At 62.6% G+C, this 13,165-nt stretch carries 11 protein-coding genes; 4 read left to right on the forward strand and 7 right to left on the reverse strand.

What is annotated here, in order from left to right; genetic code table 11:
* The first annotated feature begins 78 nt into the window (after nt 1–78).
* Entirely contained in the window at nt 79–369 is a 291-nt protein-coding gene (locus tag HMPREF2682_RS05430) for a WXG100 family type VII secretion target (protein ID WP_005504526.1), read from the forward strand.
* 241 nt (nt 370–610) lie between these two features.
* Here the strand turns inward: HMPREF2682_RS05430 and HMPREF2682_RS05435 are convergent, their stop codons facing one another.
* Entirely contained in the window at nt 611–2,014 is a 1,404-nt protein-coding gene (locus tag HMPREF2682_RS05435; RefSeq protein ID WP_070832083.1) for a ribonuclease H family protein, read from the reverse strand.
* A gap of 174 nt (nt 2,015–2,188) precedes the next feature.
* Between HMPREF2682_RS05435 and HMPREF2682_RS05440 the strand changes: the two genes are divergently transcribed.
* A complete protein-coding gene (locus tag HMPREF2682_RS05440) occupies nt 2,189–3,175 on the forward strand; it encodes a 4'-phosphopantetheinyl transferase family protein (protein WP_070832086.1) in 987 nt (328 codons plus the stop codon).
* 133 nt (nt 3,176–3,308) lie between these two features.
* On the opposite strand, the gene HMPREF2682_RS05445 is transcribed toward HMPREF2682_RS05440, so the two are convergent.
* From HMPREF2682_RS05445 to HMPREF2682_RS05460, 4 genes are all read right to left on the reverse strand, one after another.
* On the reverse strand, nt 3,309–4,412 hold the full coding sequence (locus tag HMPREF2682_RS05445) for an isochorismate synthase (RefSeq protein ID WP_070832089.1): 1,104 nt from the start codon (nt 4,410–4,412) through the stop codon (nt 3,309–3,311).
* Between the two features lie 63 nt (nt 4,413–4,475).
* Nucleotides 4,476–5,243: an SDR family oxidoreductase gene (locus tag HMPREF2682_RS05450; RefSeq protein ID WP_070832091.1), complete on the reverse strand. Its 768-nt coding sequence runs from the start codon at nt 5,241–5,243 to the stop codon at nt 4,476–4,478.
* On the reverse strand, nt 5,240–5,923 hold the full coding sequence (locus HMPREF2682_RS05455; RefSeq protein ID WP_070832094.1) for an isochorismatase family protein: 684 nt from the start codon (nt 5,921–5,923) through the stop codon (nt 5,240–5,242). The genes HMPREF2682_RS05450 and HMPREF2682_RS05455 overlap by 4 nt, the downstream gene beginning before the upstream one ends.
* Nucleotides 5,924–6,229: 306 nt before the next feature.
* Nucleotides 6,230–7,639, reverse strand: coding sequence for an FAD-dependent oxidoreductase (locus HMPREF2682_RS05460; RefSeq protein WP_070688674.1), 1,410 nt, complete (start codon nt 7,637–7,639; stop codon nt 6,230–6,232).
* A gap of 190 nt (nt 7,640–7,829) precedes the next feature.
* Here HMPREF2682_RS05460 and HMPREF2682_RS05465 point away from each other — a divergent pair, with 190 nt between their 5' ends.
* Together HMPREF2682_RS05465 and HMPREF2682_RS05470 are read left to right on the forward strand one after the other, a co-directional pair.
* Entirely contained in the window at nt 7,830–8,357 is a 528-nt protein-coding gene (locus tag HMPREF2682_RS05465) for a mycothiol transferase (RefSeq protein ID WP_049353950.1), read from the forward strand.
* A 212-nt stretch (nt 8,358–8,569) separates the two neighbouring features.
* Entirely contained in the window at nt 8,570–9,931 is a 1,362-nt protein-coding gene (locus tag HMPREF2682_RS05470; protein ID WP_246824527.1) for an MFS transporter, read from the forward strand.
* A 204-nt stretch (nt 9,932–10,135) separates the two neighbouring features.
* On the opposite strand, the gene rlmC is transcribed toward HMPREF2682_RS05470, so the two are convergent.
* On the reverse strand, nt 10,136–11,269 hold the full coding sequence (gene rlmC, locus HMPREF2682_RS05475) for a 23S rRNA (uracil(747)-C(5))-methyltransferase RlmC (RefSeq protein ID WP_070832097.1): 1,134 nt from the start codon (nt 11,267–11,269) through the stop codon (nt 10,136–10,138).
* 207 nt (nt 11,270–11,476) lie between these two features.
* Nucleotides 11,477–13,099 (reverse strand): chaperonin GroEL, encoded by a 1,623-nt coding sequence (groL, locus tag HMPREF2682_RS05480; protein ID WP_049338386.1) that lies wholly within the window; start codon nt 13,097–13,099, stop codon nt 11,477–11,479.
* Between the last annotated feature and the right edge of the window lie 66 nt (nt 13,100–13,165).

Raw genomic sequence — 13,165 nt, forward strand, 5'->3', positions numbered from 1 at the left:
AACCCTTCCAGAGATCCAAACCCCAAGCGCCACCCGGGGCAACCGCCCCACCCCACCTAATCTCAAAGGAGAAAAACCATGGCACAGTTCAATGTCGATTCCGAAGTCATCGCAGCCAAGAGCGCACAGGCACGATCCTACGTCGCATCCATCACCGCAGACGTCAACGGTATGACCGCCTCCCTGCACGACCTGCAGAGCTCCTGGACCGGCTCCGCATCCGCAAATTTCCAGGGCGTGCTGGACCAGTGGCACGCAACCCAGCGCCAGGTCGAAGCGTCCATCACCCAGATCAACGAGGCGCTCACCCGCGCAGGCGTGAACTACGCAGACACCGAGCAGGCTAACGCCTCCATGTTCGTCGGCTAAGGGGTCAGAGCTACAGATTCTACAGCCCGCCCGCAGGCAGGCGGCAGACCGGGCAGCTAAAAGGTCCCGGCCGCACGGCACACCGCCAGCCAGATTCGCCAGAAGGCGGCGAACATCTATTGAGAGAAACCCCGCCGCATCCTCGTACTTGAGGATGCGGCGGGGTTTTATTGCGTGGAAATTTGAAAGGCACAAACCTAGAAGCCCGAGCATTATGACCCGGGCTTTAGGCGGCTGAGTTTTAGGAGGCGGGAGTCTCCTGGCGGAAACGCAGACGCCACAGGCCGCGCTCAGCGTCGTAATGCCAGATGCTCGAACGGCTCACGCGACCACGCGCGGTAGCAACCGCAGCCATAACCAGCACGTTGGAAGAGTCCAGCACCTGCACACCCTGCTTGAGCGGGGCGCCCTGCTGCGTGAAGGCGCGTTCACGGTACTGCAACACCGAGGAGCGGGACACCGACTTGCCGGTGGCGGTCACCCACACCAGACGCTCGTGCAGCATGGATTCCAGCTGCGCCGCCTCCATGACGGAGCCGCGGCTCTCCAGCAGCTGCTCAGCGGCGGCGGCTTCCTCGGGGTTCAGGGAAGGTGCGGCAGGCGCGGGTGCCACCGGTGCAGGTTCAGCGGGCTGGGTAGGCGTAGCAGTCTGAACAGGTGCAACAGGCTGAGCGGGCGCTTCCTCCACGGGTGCTACAGCGGGCTCCATGGCGGGTTCTGCCGCATGCTCTGCTACCTGTTCTTCCGTCTCGCCCAGCAGTTCCGCCGGGTCAACGTCGTTCGGGTCCATGCCGGCGAACTCTTCCAGACCGGTCAGGTCATCCTCTTCTTCTGTCTGCGCGGCGCTGGCAGCCTGCTGAGCAGTCTCCTCCTGCTGGCGTGCCAGTGCCTTTGCGTCACGCTCGGCGGCGCGTTCTGCCGCGAGCGCCAGCTGCTCCTTGCGGGTGCGGACCGCCTCCGGGTCGGGGGCGTTCACCGCGGAAGCGGGGCGCAGCAGACCGGACAAGCGCAGGCTCTCCACGCCGCGCTGGGCGTTTTCAATCTCGGCGGCGGTGAATTCCTGCACGGGCAGGTGGGCATCCGCGGAAGACTCAGAGAGTGCCGGTTCAGCCGCGGGAGCGTTCATAATTGGCTCTTCAACAGCCGGAGCCGCAGCAGGCTCAGCAGAGCCACCGAAACCGGGACCGTGCGCGGGTTCGCAACCCTCCTGGTAGGCGCGCGCGGCACCATTCGCCAGGGAGTCTGCCTTCTCGTTGAGCTCGTGGCCCGCGTGGCCCTTCACCCAAATAAACTCGTAGTCGCGACCCGCCAAGGCGGCATCCAGCGCCTCCAGAAGGTCGCGGTTGAGCACGGGCTTGCCGTCAGACTTCTTCCAGCCTTTCTTCTTCCAGCCGGGCATCCACTTGGTCAGCGAGTTAATGACGTACTGGCTATCGCAGTACACGCGCAGCTTCGCCTCCGGGCGGGATGCGGTCGCCTCGAACAGGTCCAGGACCGCCTTGAGCTCACCCATGTTGTTGGTGCCGTGCGCCCAGCCGCCGCTCGCCCAGTGGTCGTCGTCGATATACCATGCCCAGCCCGCCGGTCCGGGGTTGCCCAGCGCCGAGCCGTCTGCGGCGGCAATGATTTCTTGCGTGCTGTTCACGGTACCTTCTTTCTGTGCCGCCCCTCTATCGTGCGGGCGGCAGTCCGTAATGATGTCTGTGATGACTTTACCGCACCGGCGGCGAGGGTGCGTAGCGCGCGGTCAAGGCTGTGGACAACCTCAAGTAGCCTCGTAGCGCCAATTGCCGTAATGCCGGGCGGGTACACTAAACCTATGAGCTATTCTGCCCCCGAAACACCCAGCGCACAGCGCCCGGAGCGCCCTACCGCCCGCCCGAGCGAGCGCGTGCAGATTTTCGCTCTCCCCACCCGCACCATGTACGGTTCCCTGCGTTTTAGCTGGTTGAGCTACTTGGGTCTTGCCGAGCAGCAGCATGCGGCGCAGTTGCCGACCTCCACGGCGGCGGTCAGCTACCTGAGTACTCAGGCGCTCATGCGCGCCATGGCGGCGGCGCGTCTGGATGTGCCTTCAAGTGCCGCTTCTGAGATTGAGGTGGATCGTTCCTGCACCCTGTGCACCAGCGGTAAGAAGCACGGCAAGCCGCGTATTGCGGGCGTGAATTTCAATATGTCGCAGGTGAACCCGCTGGTCGTGGGCGCTTTTAGCCGTAACCCCTCGGCGGTACTCGGCGTGGATGTTGAGACTCTGGATGCGCGCCTGTTCTCCGGTTTTGCACGTCTGGCACTCTCCAATGAAGAACGTACGTTCTATGAGCGGGTGGCGCAGGAACGCCCCGCCCCCGTACTGCACCTGCTCTCGGTGGCGCTGTGGACCGCTAAGGAGGCGGTGCTCAAAGCGACCGGCCACGGTCTGAGCGTGGTGCCCTCCCTGGTTCGGGTGCAGCTCACCGATGACTTGTTGGATGCGCTCGAACTTGCTATGAACGAGGAGGTCCCGGGGGACCTTCTGGACAACAGCGCCCCCGAGTCTAGCACCCTGCGTGTACTGACTCAGGACAGTTTGATCGCGCGTGCGACCTTTAGCGCACCCATGCCTCAGGGCGGCGAGGCTATCGAGCGTAGCTTTAGCCTGCAGTGGGTACCCGTGGCGCTCCCCGATGCGGAGAACCCCGAGCACGCGCAGAAGATGCTCATCGCCCTGGCAGTGGAGAACCCTGCCGAGGGTGAGCCCGCGCAGGTTGAGGCTCAGCTTCTGCCGGTGGCTACTCCCCTGGAGCTCAAGCGCCTGCTCACCGATTAGTCGCGCTCAATCCCCTACCAACTCATACAACGACGGAACGCGCCCGCCATGCCAGCGAGCGCGTTCAGTCGTTTTATTCTGCTGTTTTATTCTGTCGTTTTATTCCGCCTCGTCAAGGCGTTCAAGACAGAGCCTAGAGGGTATCCTCACCCAGGGTGTCCACACCCAGTGCGCGGCCGAAGCTGCCGAGCTTCGTGCCGGTTTCGGTGTGCTCCAGCTCGGGGTCGGACTCAGCCACAATACCCGCGCCAGCGTACAGCACCGCCTCATCCGGGCTAACCTGGGCGCAGCGCAGAACCAGAGCCCACTCGCCGTTACCCTCGGCGTCCATGTAGCCGACCAGGCCGCCGAAGTAGCGGCGTTCGAAGGACTCCAGCTGGCGAATCAGCTCCAGCGCCTTCTCGGTGGGAGCACCACAAATCGCGGGGGTCGGGTGAATCGCGCGGGCACCGTCCAGGCAGGTCAGACCTTCCTTCAGCACGCCGTCGATGGGGGTCGCCAGATGCCACAGTTGCGGGGTCTTCAGCAGAGAGGGCACCTGCGGCACGTTCAACTCCTCGGCGATGGGTGCCAGGCGCTCGGCAATGTCGTTGATGACGTAGGCGTGCTCGCCGCGGTCCTTCGGCGAGGCGAACAGGCGGTCGCGAATCGCCTCGTCCTCGGCGCTACCGGGCTCGGCAATGCGCGGGGCGCTACCGGCAAGCGGGTGAGTCTTGAAGGCGCGGCCCTCGGTGCGGAACACCAGCTCCGGGGAGGCGCCCATCAGGTAGCTTCCGGTCATGCCGCGCTCGCCATCGGGCAGGCGCACCGCAAAGTTGAATGCGGAACGCTGCTGGGCGCGCAGGTTGCTGTACAGCGCCTCCAGGTTGAGGGTGCCGGGTGCGTAGCGGGCGGTCAGCACGCGTGAGAGCACAATCTTGCTCAGCTCACCCGCCTTCATGCGCTCCACGGCGGTCGCCACGGCGGCACGGAACCGGTCGTTCTGCCGGCCGGTGACCGATACCGGCTCGGCAAGTTCTACGGTCTGCTCGGGGACCGGTACCTGCTGCTCTTCCAGGCGTTCGGGCACGAAGAGGTAGGCGGGCATGTCCGGGTCAAAAGGAATCAGACCCACAACGGCGCTACCGGCGCGTTTTGCCTCGTCCAGGGGGTTATCAAAGGTGACAGGGGTCATCGCACCGGAAGCGCGCAGGACGCGGGTGCCGGTGGCAAAGATAAAGTCAGGAAGGTTCGTCATCGTACTTCTATCAGTGGTGTGTAGGTTCGCGCCGGGTATTCACAGGCCGGGCGCGAGGAGCCGCTAGAGGGTGGCGCCGCCGTCGGCGACAATCTCCTGCATGGTGATGTGGCGTGCCGCCTCAGAAATGAGGAAAGCATTCACTGCAGCAATATCCGCAGGGTCAGCAATACGGCGCAGCGGAATACCCAGGCGGAATGTTTCCGGGTTACCGGCAACCGGCAGGGCGGAGCGGTCCTCACCCTCCCAGGCGTCGGTCACCATGGGGGTTCGGGTGGTGCCGGGGCAGACCGAGTTCACGCGAATACCGTGCGCAGCCAGCTGCAGACCGAAGCTGGAACTCACACGCGCCGCCGACGCCTTGGACGCACCGTAGGCGCCGAATTCCGCGCGGGGCACGCGCGCCGCGTTGGAGGCGACCGTCACCAGGGAGCGGCTGTTGGTCGGGTCGGACTCCTGCTGGTCAATCATGATGCGGGCGAATTCACGCAGGCACAGGAACACGCCGTCGGAGTTGACCGCGTGCAGGCGCTTCCAGGTGTCGAAGCTGGTTTCCAGCAGCGGCTGGCTGTGGGCGATACCCGCGGCAAGTACCGCGCCGGTGATGGGTTCGTCGAGTGCCGCCACAGCGTTAGCGAGGGCGGTGACGGACTCTTCGCTGGTCACGTCCACGGAACGGTAGCGGAAGATGGCGTCCCCGTAGGTGCCGAAGGAGGCGATAGGCTGCTCGGCGAGGTCAGCCGCAAATACCGAATAACCGTTCTTAATCAGCTGGTGGACGGTAGCCTCACCAATACCACCGTTCGCACCGGTCACAATCACCCAGCTCATGCGCGCGCCTCCTCAGTAGCCTCAGCCTTCTGCAGGTCTGCGAGCACATCTGCAGTGTTGAGCACGCGGGCGCAACGACCCGAAGCGTACTCGCACGCCGTGCGGTGCTCACCTTCCGAGAAGTCGGCGAGCGCATCCGCAACCATGAACGGCTGAATGTCACGCATGAACGCCTCCAGGGCGGTGGTCAGGCAGCCAATGTGCGCGTACACGCCGCCGATAATGAGCTGATCGCGGCCAGACTCCTTGAGCAGGTCCTCGAAGGGGCTGCGCACGAACGCGGAGTAGCGCCACTTGGTCAGCACGGTGTCGCGGTCGGTGGGTGCCAGTTCGTCGAGCACGCGGGCGGATTCGTCGTTCTGCAGGCCGTCGCCCCAGAAGTCGATGAGCAGGCGGCGGTCTTCGGGGTTCTGGCGCGGCGGCTGCGCGGTGTAGTAGACCGGGATTCCGGCGGCGTGGGCGGCGTCAATGAGGCGGCGCAGGTTCCGAATGGCGATGTTGATCTGGGCGTCCGGGTTGTCGTTACCCTCACCCAGGTTGGCCCCTTCGAAAGCCTGGACGAAGTGTACCTGCATGTCGTGCACGAGCAGTACAGCGCGGGAGGGGTCCACGGGCCAGCTCACTCGGTTGCTGTGTTCACGGTCGACGTAGGTGTAGGGCTTGATTTTGGGCAGTGCCATGATTCTCCCGGTTCGTGCCTTTGGTTTTCGGTTGTATGCGCGGCGCAGGCGATGCGCTGTGGTGGGTGTAGCAGCGAGTGGGTGTCTCCTCCGAGCCCTCTCGCGCTGACCACCCAATCGGTGAGCTTGCGCTTATCTCATAACCATCTTAGGGCATGCTTAGCGACTAGGTATATATGAGCCTTAACAAAAATGCTTCCCCACCCGCACCTCCGTTGACAGCACAACGGGAGGAACGGGCAGGGAAGCACTCAGACAAGCAGAAACGCTATACGAACCGCGAATCCAGACGCGATTCTAGTTCAACTAGTTCACGGGCGCCGCGACGGCAAGAACCTCATTCAGGCCCTCAGTGATCGAGGGGTGAGTGTAAATCTCATCGCGCAGCTGCGAAGCAGTAATGCCGTGGCGCATCGCCAGAGCCACCAGGTTAATAACCTCCATGGACTCGATTACCAGCAGCTGGGCACCCAGAATCTGGTCGGTCTGCGCGTCAATCACGAACTTCATGATGCCGCGCGGGTTCTCCTGGGTCTTCGCGCGCGGCATCGCGGCAACCGCGGCAACCGGCTTCGAAGCGACCTTCACCTTGTGGCCAGCCTCGATTGCCTCACGCTCGGTCAGACCCACGGAAGACAGCGGCGGGTTCATGTAAATGGTCGAAGCCACTGCCTTGCGGTCCTTGGTGGAGCGGGAACCGTCACCGACCAGCTGGGAGAGCACCACACGGTAGTCATCCATGGAGATGTAGGTGAACTGCGGGCCGCCGTTCACGTCACCGAGCGCGAAAATGTTCGGCACGGTGCTGCGCAGGTGCTCATCCACGACAATTGCGCCGCGGTCATTGGTTTCGATGCTGGTGTTCTCCAGACCCAGACCCTCGGTGGCGGGCTTGCGGCCGGTCGCAACCATCACGTAGTCCACCTCCAGCTCCCGGGTAGCGCCCTCGGAGTCGAGGTAGGTTACGGTCACCGAGTCAGCGCCGTCCTTGAAGGACTGCACACGCACGCCGGTGTGAGCGGTAATGTCCTGGTCTGCGATAATCTCGCGGGCAACCTGGGCAACGTCCTCGTCGTAGCGGCCGAAGAGGGCGGGTGCACCGTCCAGAATGGTCACCTCGGTACCGTAGGAGGAGAAAATACCGGCAAACTCAACACCGATGGGGCCGCCACCGATAATGCCCAGACGCTTGGGGCGCGGGGTGAGCTTCTGCAGCTCGGTGGAGGTGAGCACACGCTCAGATTCGCGGATGCCCTCAATCGGCGGGATAACCGACACGGCACCGGTGTTGATGATGAAGTAGTCGGCGGTAACGCGCAGGGTGTCCTCGCCCGCGGTGACCTCAACCTCGGTGTCGGAGACGAAACGTGCGTGACCGTCAATGAGCTTAGCGGTCTCGTTGGACAGCAGAATCTCGCGGTTCTTGGCGCGCATCATGCCGGTCAGCTTGTCACGGAAAACCACGGCGGATTCGTAGGCGGCGTTTGCTTCTTCAAGGCTGCGCTCGCCGCTGGCGCGGAACTCGTCGGCGCGGTGTACGAGCGCCTTGGTGGGTACGCAACCGATGTTGATGCAGGTGCCGCCGTACATGCCGCTGGACTGTTCAATGAGGGCAACGTTCTTGCCGGTCTTGGCGTATGCGCCGGCGAGGGTCTTGCCGCCCTTGCCGAAGCCGATGACGACCATGTCAAAGTGCAACTGAGCGGGGGTGGTCATAATATTCTCCTGTGAAATTTAGATAATGATGTCTTCACAGAGTTCAACGGGAAGAAATGAGTATTATTCCCGTGCGCCACATTTTTTCTTGGCCCCAGCCGCCCCTCAGCCCGTGCGGGCGTAGACTGAAACTACCCGGCTCCCTACGAGAAGCCAGCCTACGAGCAGCCAACATTTTCAGGAGGACTTTATGAAAACCCACGATATTCTGCGTGACGCCGCCAGCCGCCCCGGCATCGAAGCCGCCGTAGCCGTCAAGGGGCTATCAGCTGAGGCGCTCAACGCCCACCCGGGCGGGCACCCGAACTCTATCGCCTGGCTACTCTGGCACGCCGGACGACAAATGGACATGCAGCTTTCTGCTCTGAATGGTCAGCCGCAGGTCTGGGAGGCTCAGGGCTTCAGGGAACGTTTCAACCTGGGCGAGCTTGGCGACACCATAGGTTACGGCCACACCCCCGAGCAGGCACGCTCCATCGTGGTTGCAGATTCTGCCCTGCTGGTGGAGTACCTTGTGGCAACCGGCGAGGCGCTCGCGGCCTACGCGCAGACGCTGAGCGAGGCTGATTTGAGCGAGGTTATTGACCGTTCGTGGACTCCGGCGGTGACTCGCGGTGTGCGCCTGGTCAGCCTGATTGACGACGCAGCCCAGCACGTAGGCCAGGCGGCGTACGCGGCGGGTATTCTCGCGGCACAGGATTTCGCGGCGCAGGGATAGAATTTCACGCCCGCTAGAGGGGAACGAAAAAGCGGTGGCGCCTCGGACACAACCAGCCCGAGACGCCACCGCCCGGTTGCGGGCAACCCCGATAACACCGCGAGCAGATAATATTTCGGCGAGAAGATAACGGACTGTTATCTGCTCGCGCATCTTGTGTCTTGTTTCGCCTCGGTTACAGCGTTCTTACCCGTGATAGAATCCACAGTATTATGAGACGCACCACAGACCCTTCGCCTGAGCACCCTGAATCACCTGCGTCGCGCATTCCAACAAACACACCAGACGCGACCGCAAAACCCACATCAGCAACGCCGCTGAACGCACGCGGGCAGCTCACGCTCCTGACCGCGCAGGTTTCTGATGCTCTTGCGTCCAGTATCCAAGCTATCGCCATGCCCCTGCTGACCTACGGCGCCACCGGCGACCTCGCCCACTCCGCTATCGTCATGGTCGTCGAGGCAGTCCCCGTCATCCTCTTCGCACCATTCGCAGGCGCTATCGCCGACAAATTCAACCGCAAAACCCTCACCGTCAGCTTCAGGCTCGCCAGCGCCGCCCTACTCATCGCATCCCCAGCCCTCTACGCCGCCGCAGGACTACCCGCCTTCCTCACCATCGCATTCCTCGTCTCAACCTTCGGCACCTTCTCATCCCCCGCAGCCTCCGCCGCCATGCCCTCCCTGCTCGGCGACGACTACCAAAAATACATGGCACGCCGCGGCAGCCTCATCTTCCTCGCCCAAACCCTCGGCCCCACCATCGCAGCCGCCGTCGCATCCTTCACCACCCCAGCCCTCGCCGTCGGATTCGCAGGCACCCTCAACCTGCTCGCTGCCCTCACCGTCGCCACCATACGCAACTACGACCTCACCCACGCCGAACGCACCGCCACCGTGCAGGAACACCACACCGGCAGACTCCTGCGCGAAGGCGCCGCCTACACCGCACACAACCCCATCGTGCGCGGTATGCTCACCTTCTGGTTCCTCTCCATCGCCGCCGTACCCATCACCACCCTGCCCATGCTCGAATACCTCACCCGCGGCCTCGGGCACGACTACACCGCCTTCGGAATCGCAACTTCCGTCTACGCCGCCGGATGCGTGATCAGCTCCTGGCTTTCAGCCAAACTCGGCGTCGGTACAGGCGCCGGGCGGGTGCGTATGACCAAACGCGGGTGGATGTGCATCTCCGGACTCGGCTACGGCGCCGTTTGTCTGAGTATGGGACTACACCCGGCGCTGTGGGCGGTACTCGTGCTCTGGTTCATCTGGGGCATGTTCTACGGACCCGAAGAAGTGCTCGGGCAAGTCCTCTTCGCAGACGCTATCGACGAACACATGCGCGGGCGCGTCTACAGCTTCATGGGTGTGGTTTTCTCCCTAGCGGGTATGGTCGGGTACCTCATCACCGGATGGGCGGTACCAGCGTTCGGCGCGATCAACACCATTGTTACCGGAGGGGCACTCTTCATCATCGCCACCGTATTCACGTTCATTCTCGGCCCGACTGCGCGAGCGATACGGGCGCAGGAATCGCGGAATGAGGCAAAGAGCCGTGCGGGTGCATGACTGTGCTCTGTATATCGCCTCGGGGCATCATCGCCTCACCTCCGCCACGTTGCGGGCAACCCTGATAACACCGCGAGCAGGTGATTTTTGGCCGAGCATGCAGGAAAAATACTACCTGCTCGGCCAAAAATCACCTGCTCGCGCCCTAGTGTTATGTATCTGCTCGCGGACTTGGGATAGGAATGAGCGCTTGACCCGAGAAACCTACCCGCGCTTCAGCAACGTCATAACCTCATAGTGGTCCGTATGCGGGAACATGTCCAGCACACGGCCCTGCACCGGCGCATACGAGGGCATACGCTCCAGATCCTTCGCCAAAGTCACCGCGTTACAGCTCGAATACACCACACGGTCAATACCCGAACCCTCAATCCACGCACACAAGCTCTCACCAATACCGCGGCGGGGCGGATTCACCACCAGCATCTGCGGCACCGCGCCCGAAGACACCGCGAACTCCGGCGCATCCTGAGCCGAAAAGTCCACGCCCTCCAGACCGTACTCAGCGACCGTGCGCTGTGCCGAAGCAACCGCCTCCGCACTAATCTCAATGCCCGTCACCGAGCCGCCATCCATCACCGAAGCGGCATGCAGGGCAAAACCGCCCACACCGCAGTACAGATCCCACAGCGAGCGCGGAGCCACCTCACGCACCCACTCACGGCCCTGCGCATACATCGCCTCAGCAACCTTCGTATTCGTCTGGAAGAAGCTCTGCGGGCGCAGATGCAGAGTCAGGTCATTCACCTGCATCGGCAGAGTCTGACGCTCCGAGAGAATAATCTCCTCATCACCCTCAACACGCGCCACCGGTTCACGCAGTAGGTTCACCGACAGCACCGCCAGGTTCGGCAGCCGCTCCTGCAGCCAGTCCATCTGGCGACGAATCGGCACCAGAAGCTTCTTCGAACGCAACACGAAACGCACCATCAGCTCACCCGCCGCCGAAGCGGTCACCAGAATATTCTTCAGCTCACCGCGACGATTCGGAATATCATAGGGGGTCAGGTCCGCGCGCTGAATCAGCTCACGCAGCACCGGAATAGCAGCCTGAATCGGCTCCATATAGAGCGGGCATTCGCCAAGATCTGTGGAGGCGCCCGTACGGTAATCCACAATGCCCAGGGTCGGGTTCTTCGCCGAACCGCCCACCACGAGCTTCGCCTTGTTGCGGAAGCCCGCCTCCGCGCTGGTCACCGGGTCCAGCCACTGCAACTGCGGGTAGTTAGCGAGCAGGGCGCGGGCGTGCTCCTGCTTCGCCTGCACCTGCGCGGTGTAGGCGGTCTCAATTCTGGGGCAGGAGGAGCAGAGGTCATCACGAAAATAGGCACATTCCATAAGGAGCCATTCTACCGCCTCCACCGCCGGGACAGGACGCATGGGCACACAAAAGCGGGGGCGGCCACCCTTCATGGGTAGCCGCCCCCGCCTCATACGGATGCGTGGGCCTGCGCCGGTTTAGGTACCAGCGCCGGGTCACCACCGTGTCACGCTTCGCGCGCCACGGATTCCATAACTTTTTGCCCCATCAGGGACAAAAAGTCATTACATCATGCTGCCCATTGCGTCCGCACCGGGAGCAGCCGCACCAGCGGGCTCCGGCTTGTTCGCAACAACAGCCTCAGTGGTCAGGAACAGACCAGCAATAGACGCAGCGTTCTGCAGAGCCGAACGGGTCACCTTCACCGGGTCAGCAATACCAGCAGCCATCAGGTCCTCGTACTCGCCGGTCGCAGCGTTCAGGCCGGTACCAGCGGGCAGGGAACGAACGCGGTCAACCACAACGCCCGGCTCCAGGCCAGCGTTAGCAGCAATCTGCTTCAGCGGTGCGTCAATAGCCACGCGCACAATGTTCGCGCCGGTAGCCTCGTCACCGGTCAGCTCCAGCTTGTCGAAGACCTTTACGCCAGCCTGAATCAGAGCAACGCCACCACCGGGGACGATACCCTCCTCAACAGCAGCCTTAGCGTTACGCACAGCATCCTCAATGCGGTGCTTGCGTTCCTTCAGCTCAACCTCGGTTGCGGCACCAGCCTTCAGCACAGCAACACCACCGGCGAGCTTAGCCAGGCGCTCCTGCAGCTTCTCACGGTCGTAGTCGGAGTCAGAGTTAGCAATCTCTGCACGAATCTGAGCAACGCGACCCTCGATAGCCGCTGCGTCGCCTGCACCCTCAATGATGGTGGTCTCGTCCTTGGTCACAACAACCTTGCGAGCGGAACCGAGCATGTCCAGGGTTGCTGCGTCCAGGGACAGGCCAACCTCTTCGGTAATGACCTGGCCACCGGTCAGGATAGCGATATCAGCCATCTGAGCCTTACGGCGGTCACCGAAGCCCGGAGCCTTCACAGCCACAGACTTGATGGAACCGCGCATCTTGTTCAGCACCAGCAGAGCCAGAGCCTCACCCTCAACGTCCTCAGCAACGATCAGCAGCGGCTTGCCAGACTGCATGACCTTCTCCAGGACGGGGACGAGGTCCTTAACGTTCGAAATCTTCTGGTTCACAACCAGGATGTAGGGGTCCTCCAGGACTGCTTCCTGACGCTCCGGGTCGGTCACAAAGTAACCGGACAGGAAGCCCTTGTCGAAGCGCATACCCTCAGTCAGTTCGAGGTGCAGACCGAAAGTGTTGGAGTCCTCAACGGTGATGACGCCTTCCTTGCCGACCTTCTCCATTGCCTCAGCAATGAGCTTGCCGATCTCAGCGTCACCAGCGGAAATAGACGCGGTTGCAGCGATCTCTTCCTCGGTCTCAACTTCCTTCGCGGAGGAGAGCAGAGCCTCGGTCACAGCCTCAACAGCCTTCTCAATGCCGCGCTTGAGGCTCAGCGGGTCAGCGCCAGCAGCCACGTTGCGCAGGCCCTCGCGAACCAGTGCCTGAGCCAGAACGGTAGCGGTGGTGGTACCGTCACCTGCGATGTCGTCAGTCTTCTTAGCAACTTCCTTGACGAGCTCCGCACCAATCTTCTCGTACGGATCCTCCAGCTCGATTTCCTTCGCGATCGAGACACCGTCGTTGGTGATGGTGGGGGCGCCCCACGCCTTCTCCAGCACAACGTTGCGGCCGCGGGGGCCGAGGGTCACCTTCACTGCATCGGCGAGGGTGTTCAAACCGCGCTCAAGGCCGCGGCGTGCCTCTTCGTCAAAAGCAATGAGCTTTGCCATAAGTGTCCTCCTGGACGATCGGATTTTTTCCTTCACCCCTGCGGGTGCGGTACATCTAAAATCGGG

It is taken from the genome of Rothia sp. HMSC061D12, assembly GCF_001836735.1.
GTDB lineage: Bacteria > Actinomycetota > Actinomycetes > Actinomycetales > Micrococcaceae > Rothia.

Coding starts and splice junctions, on each gene's coding strand:
- HMPREF2682_RS05450 (WP_070832091.1), bottom strand. CDS start 5,243: ATGAGCTGGGTGATTGTGACCGGTGCGAACGGTGGTATTGGTGAGGCT.
- HMPREF2682_RS05465 (WP_049353950.1), top strand. CDS start 7,830: ATGAAAACCCACGATATTCTGCGTGACGCCGCCAGCCGCCCCGGCATC.
- HMPREF2682_RS05455 (WP_070832094.1), bottom strand. CDS start 5,923: ATGGCACTGCCCAAAATCAAGCCCTACACCTACGTCGACCGTGAACAC.
- HMPREF2682_RS05430 (WP_005504526.1), top strand. CDS start 79: ATGGCACAGTTCAATGTCGATTCCGAAGTCATCGCAGCCAAGAGCGCA.
- HMPREF2682_RS05470 (WP_246824527.1), top strand. CDS start 8,570: ATGAGACGCACCACAGACCCTTCGCCTGAGCACCCTGAATCACCTGCG.
- HMPREF2682_RS05460 (WP_070688674.1), bottom strand. CDS start 7,639: ATGACCACCCCCGCTCAGTTGCACTTTGACATGGTCGTCATCGGCTTC.
- HMPREF2682_RS05445 (WP_070832089.1), bottom strand. CDS start 4,412: ATGACGAACCTTCCTGACTTTATCTTTGCCACCGGCACCCGCGTCCTG.
- groL (WP_049338386.1), bottom strand. CDS start 13,099: ATGGCAAAGCTCATTGCTTTTGACGAAGAGGCACGCCGCGGCCTTGAG.
- HMPREF2682_RS05440 (WP_070832086.1), top strand. CDS start 2,189: ATGAGCTATTCTGCCCCCGAAACACCCAGCGCACAGCGCCCGGAGCGC.
- rlmC (WP_070832097.1), bottom strand. CDS start 11,269: ATGGAATGTGCCTATTTTCGTGATGACCTCTGCTCCTCCTGCCCCAGA.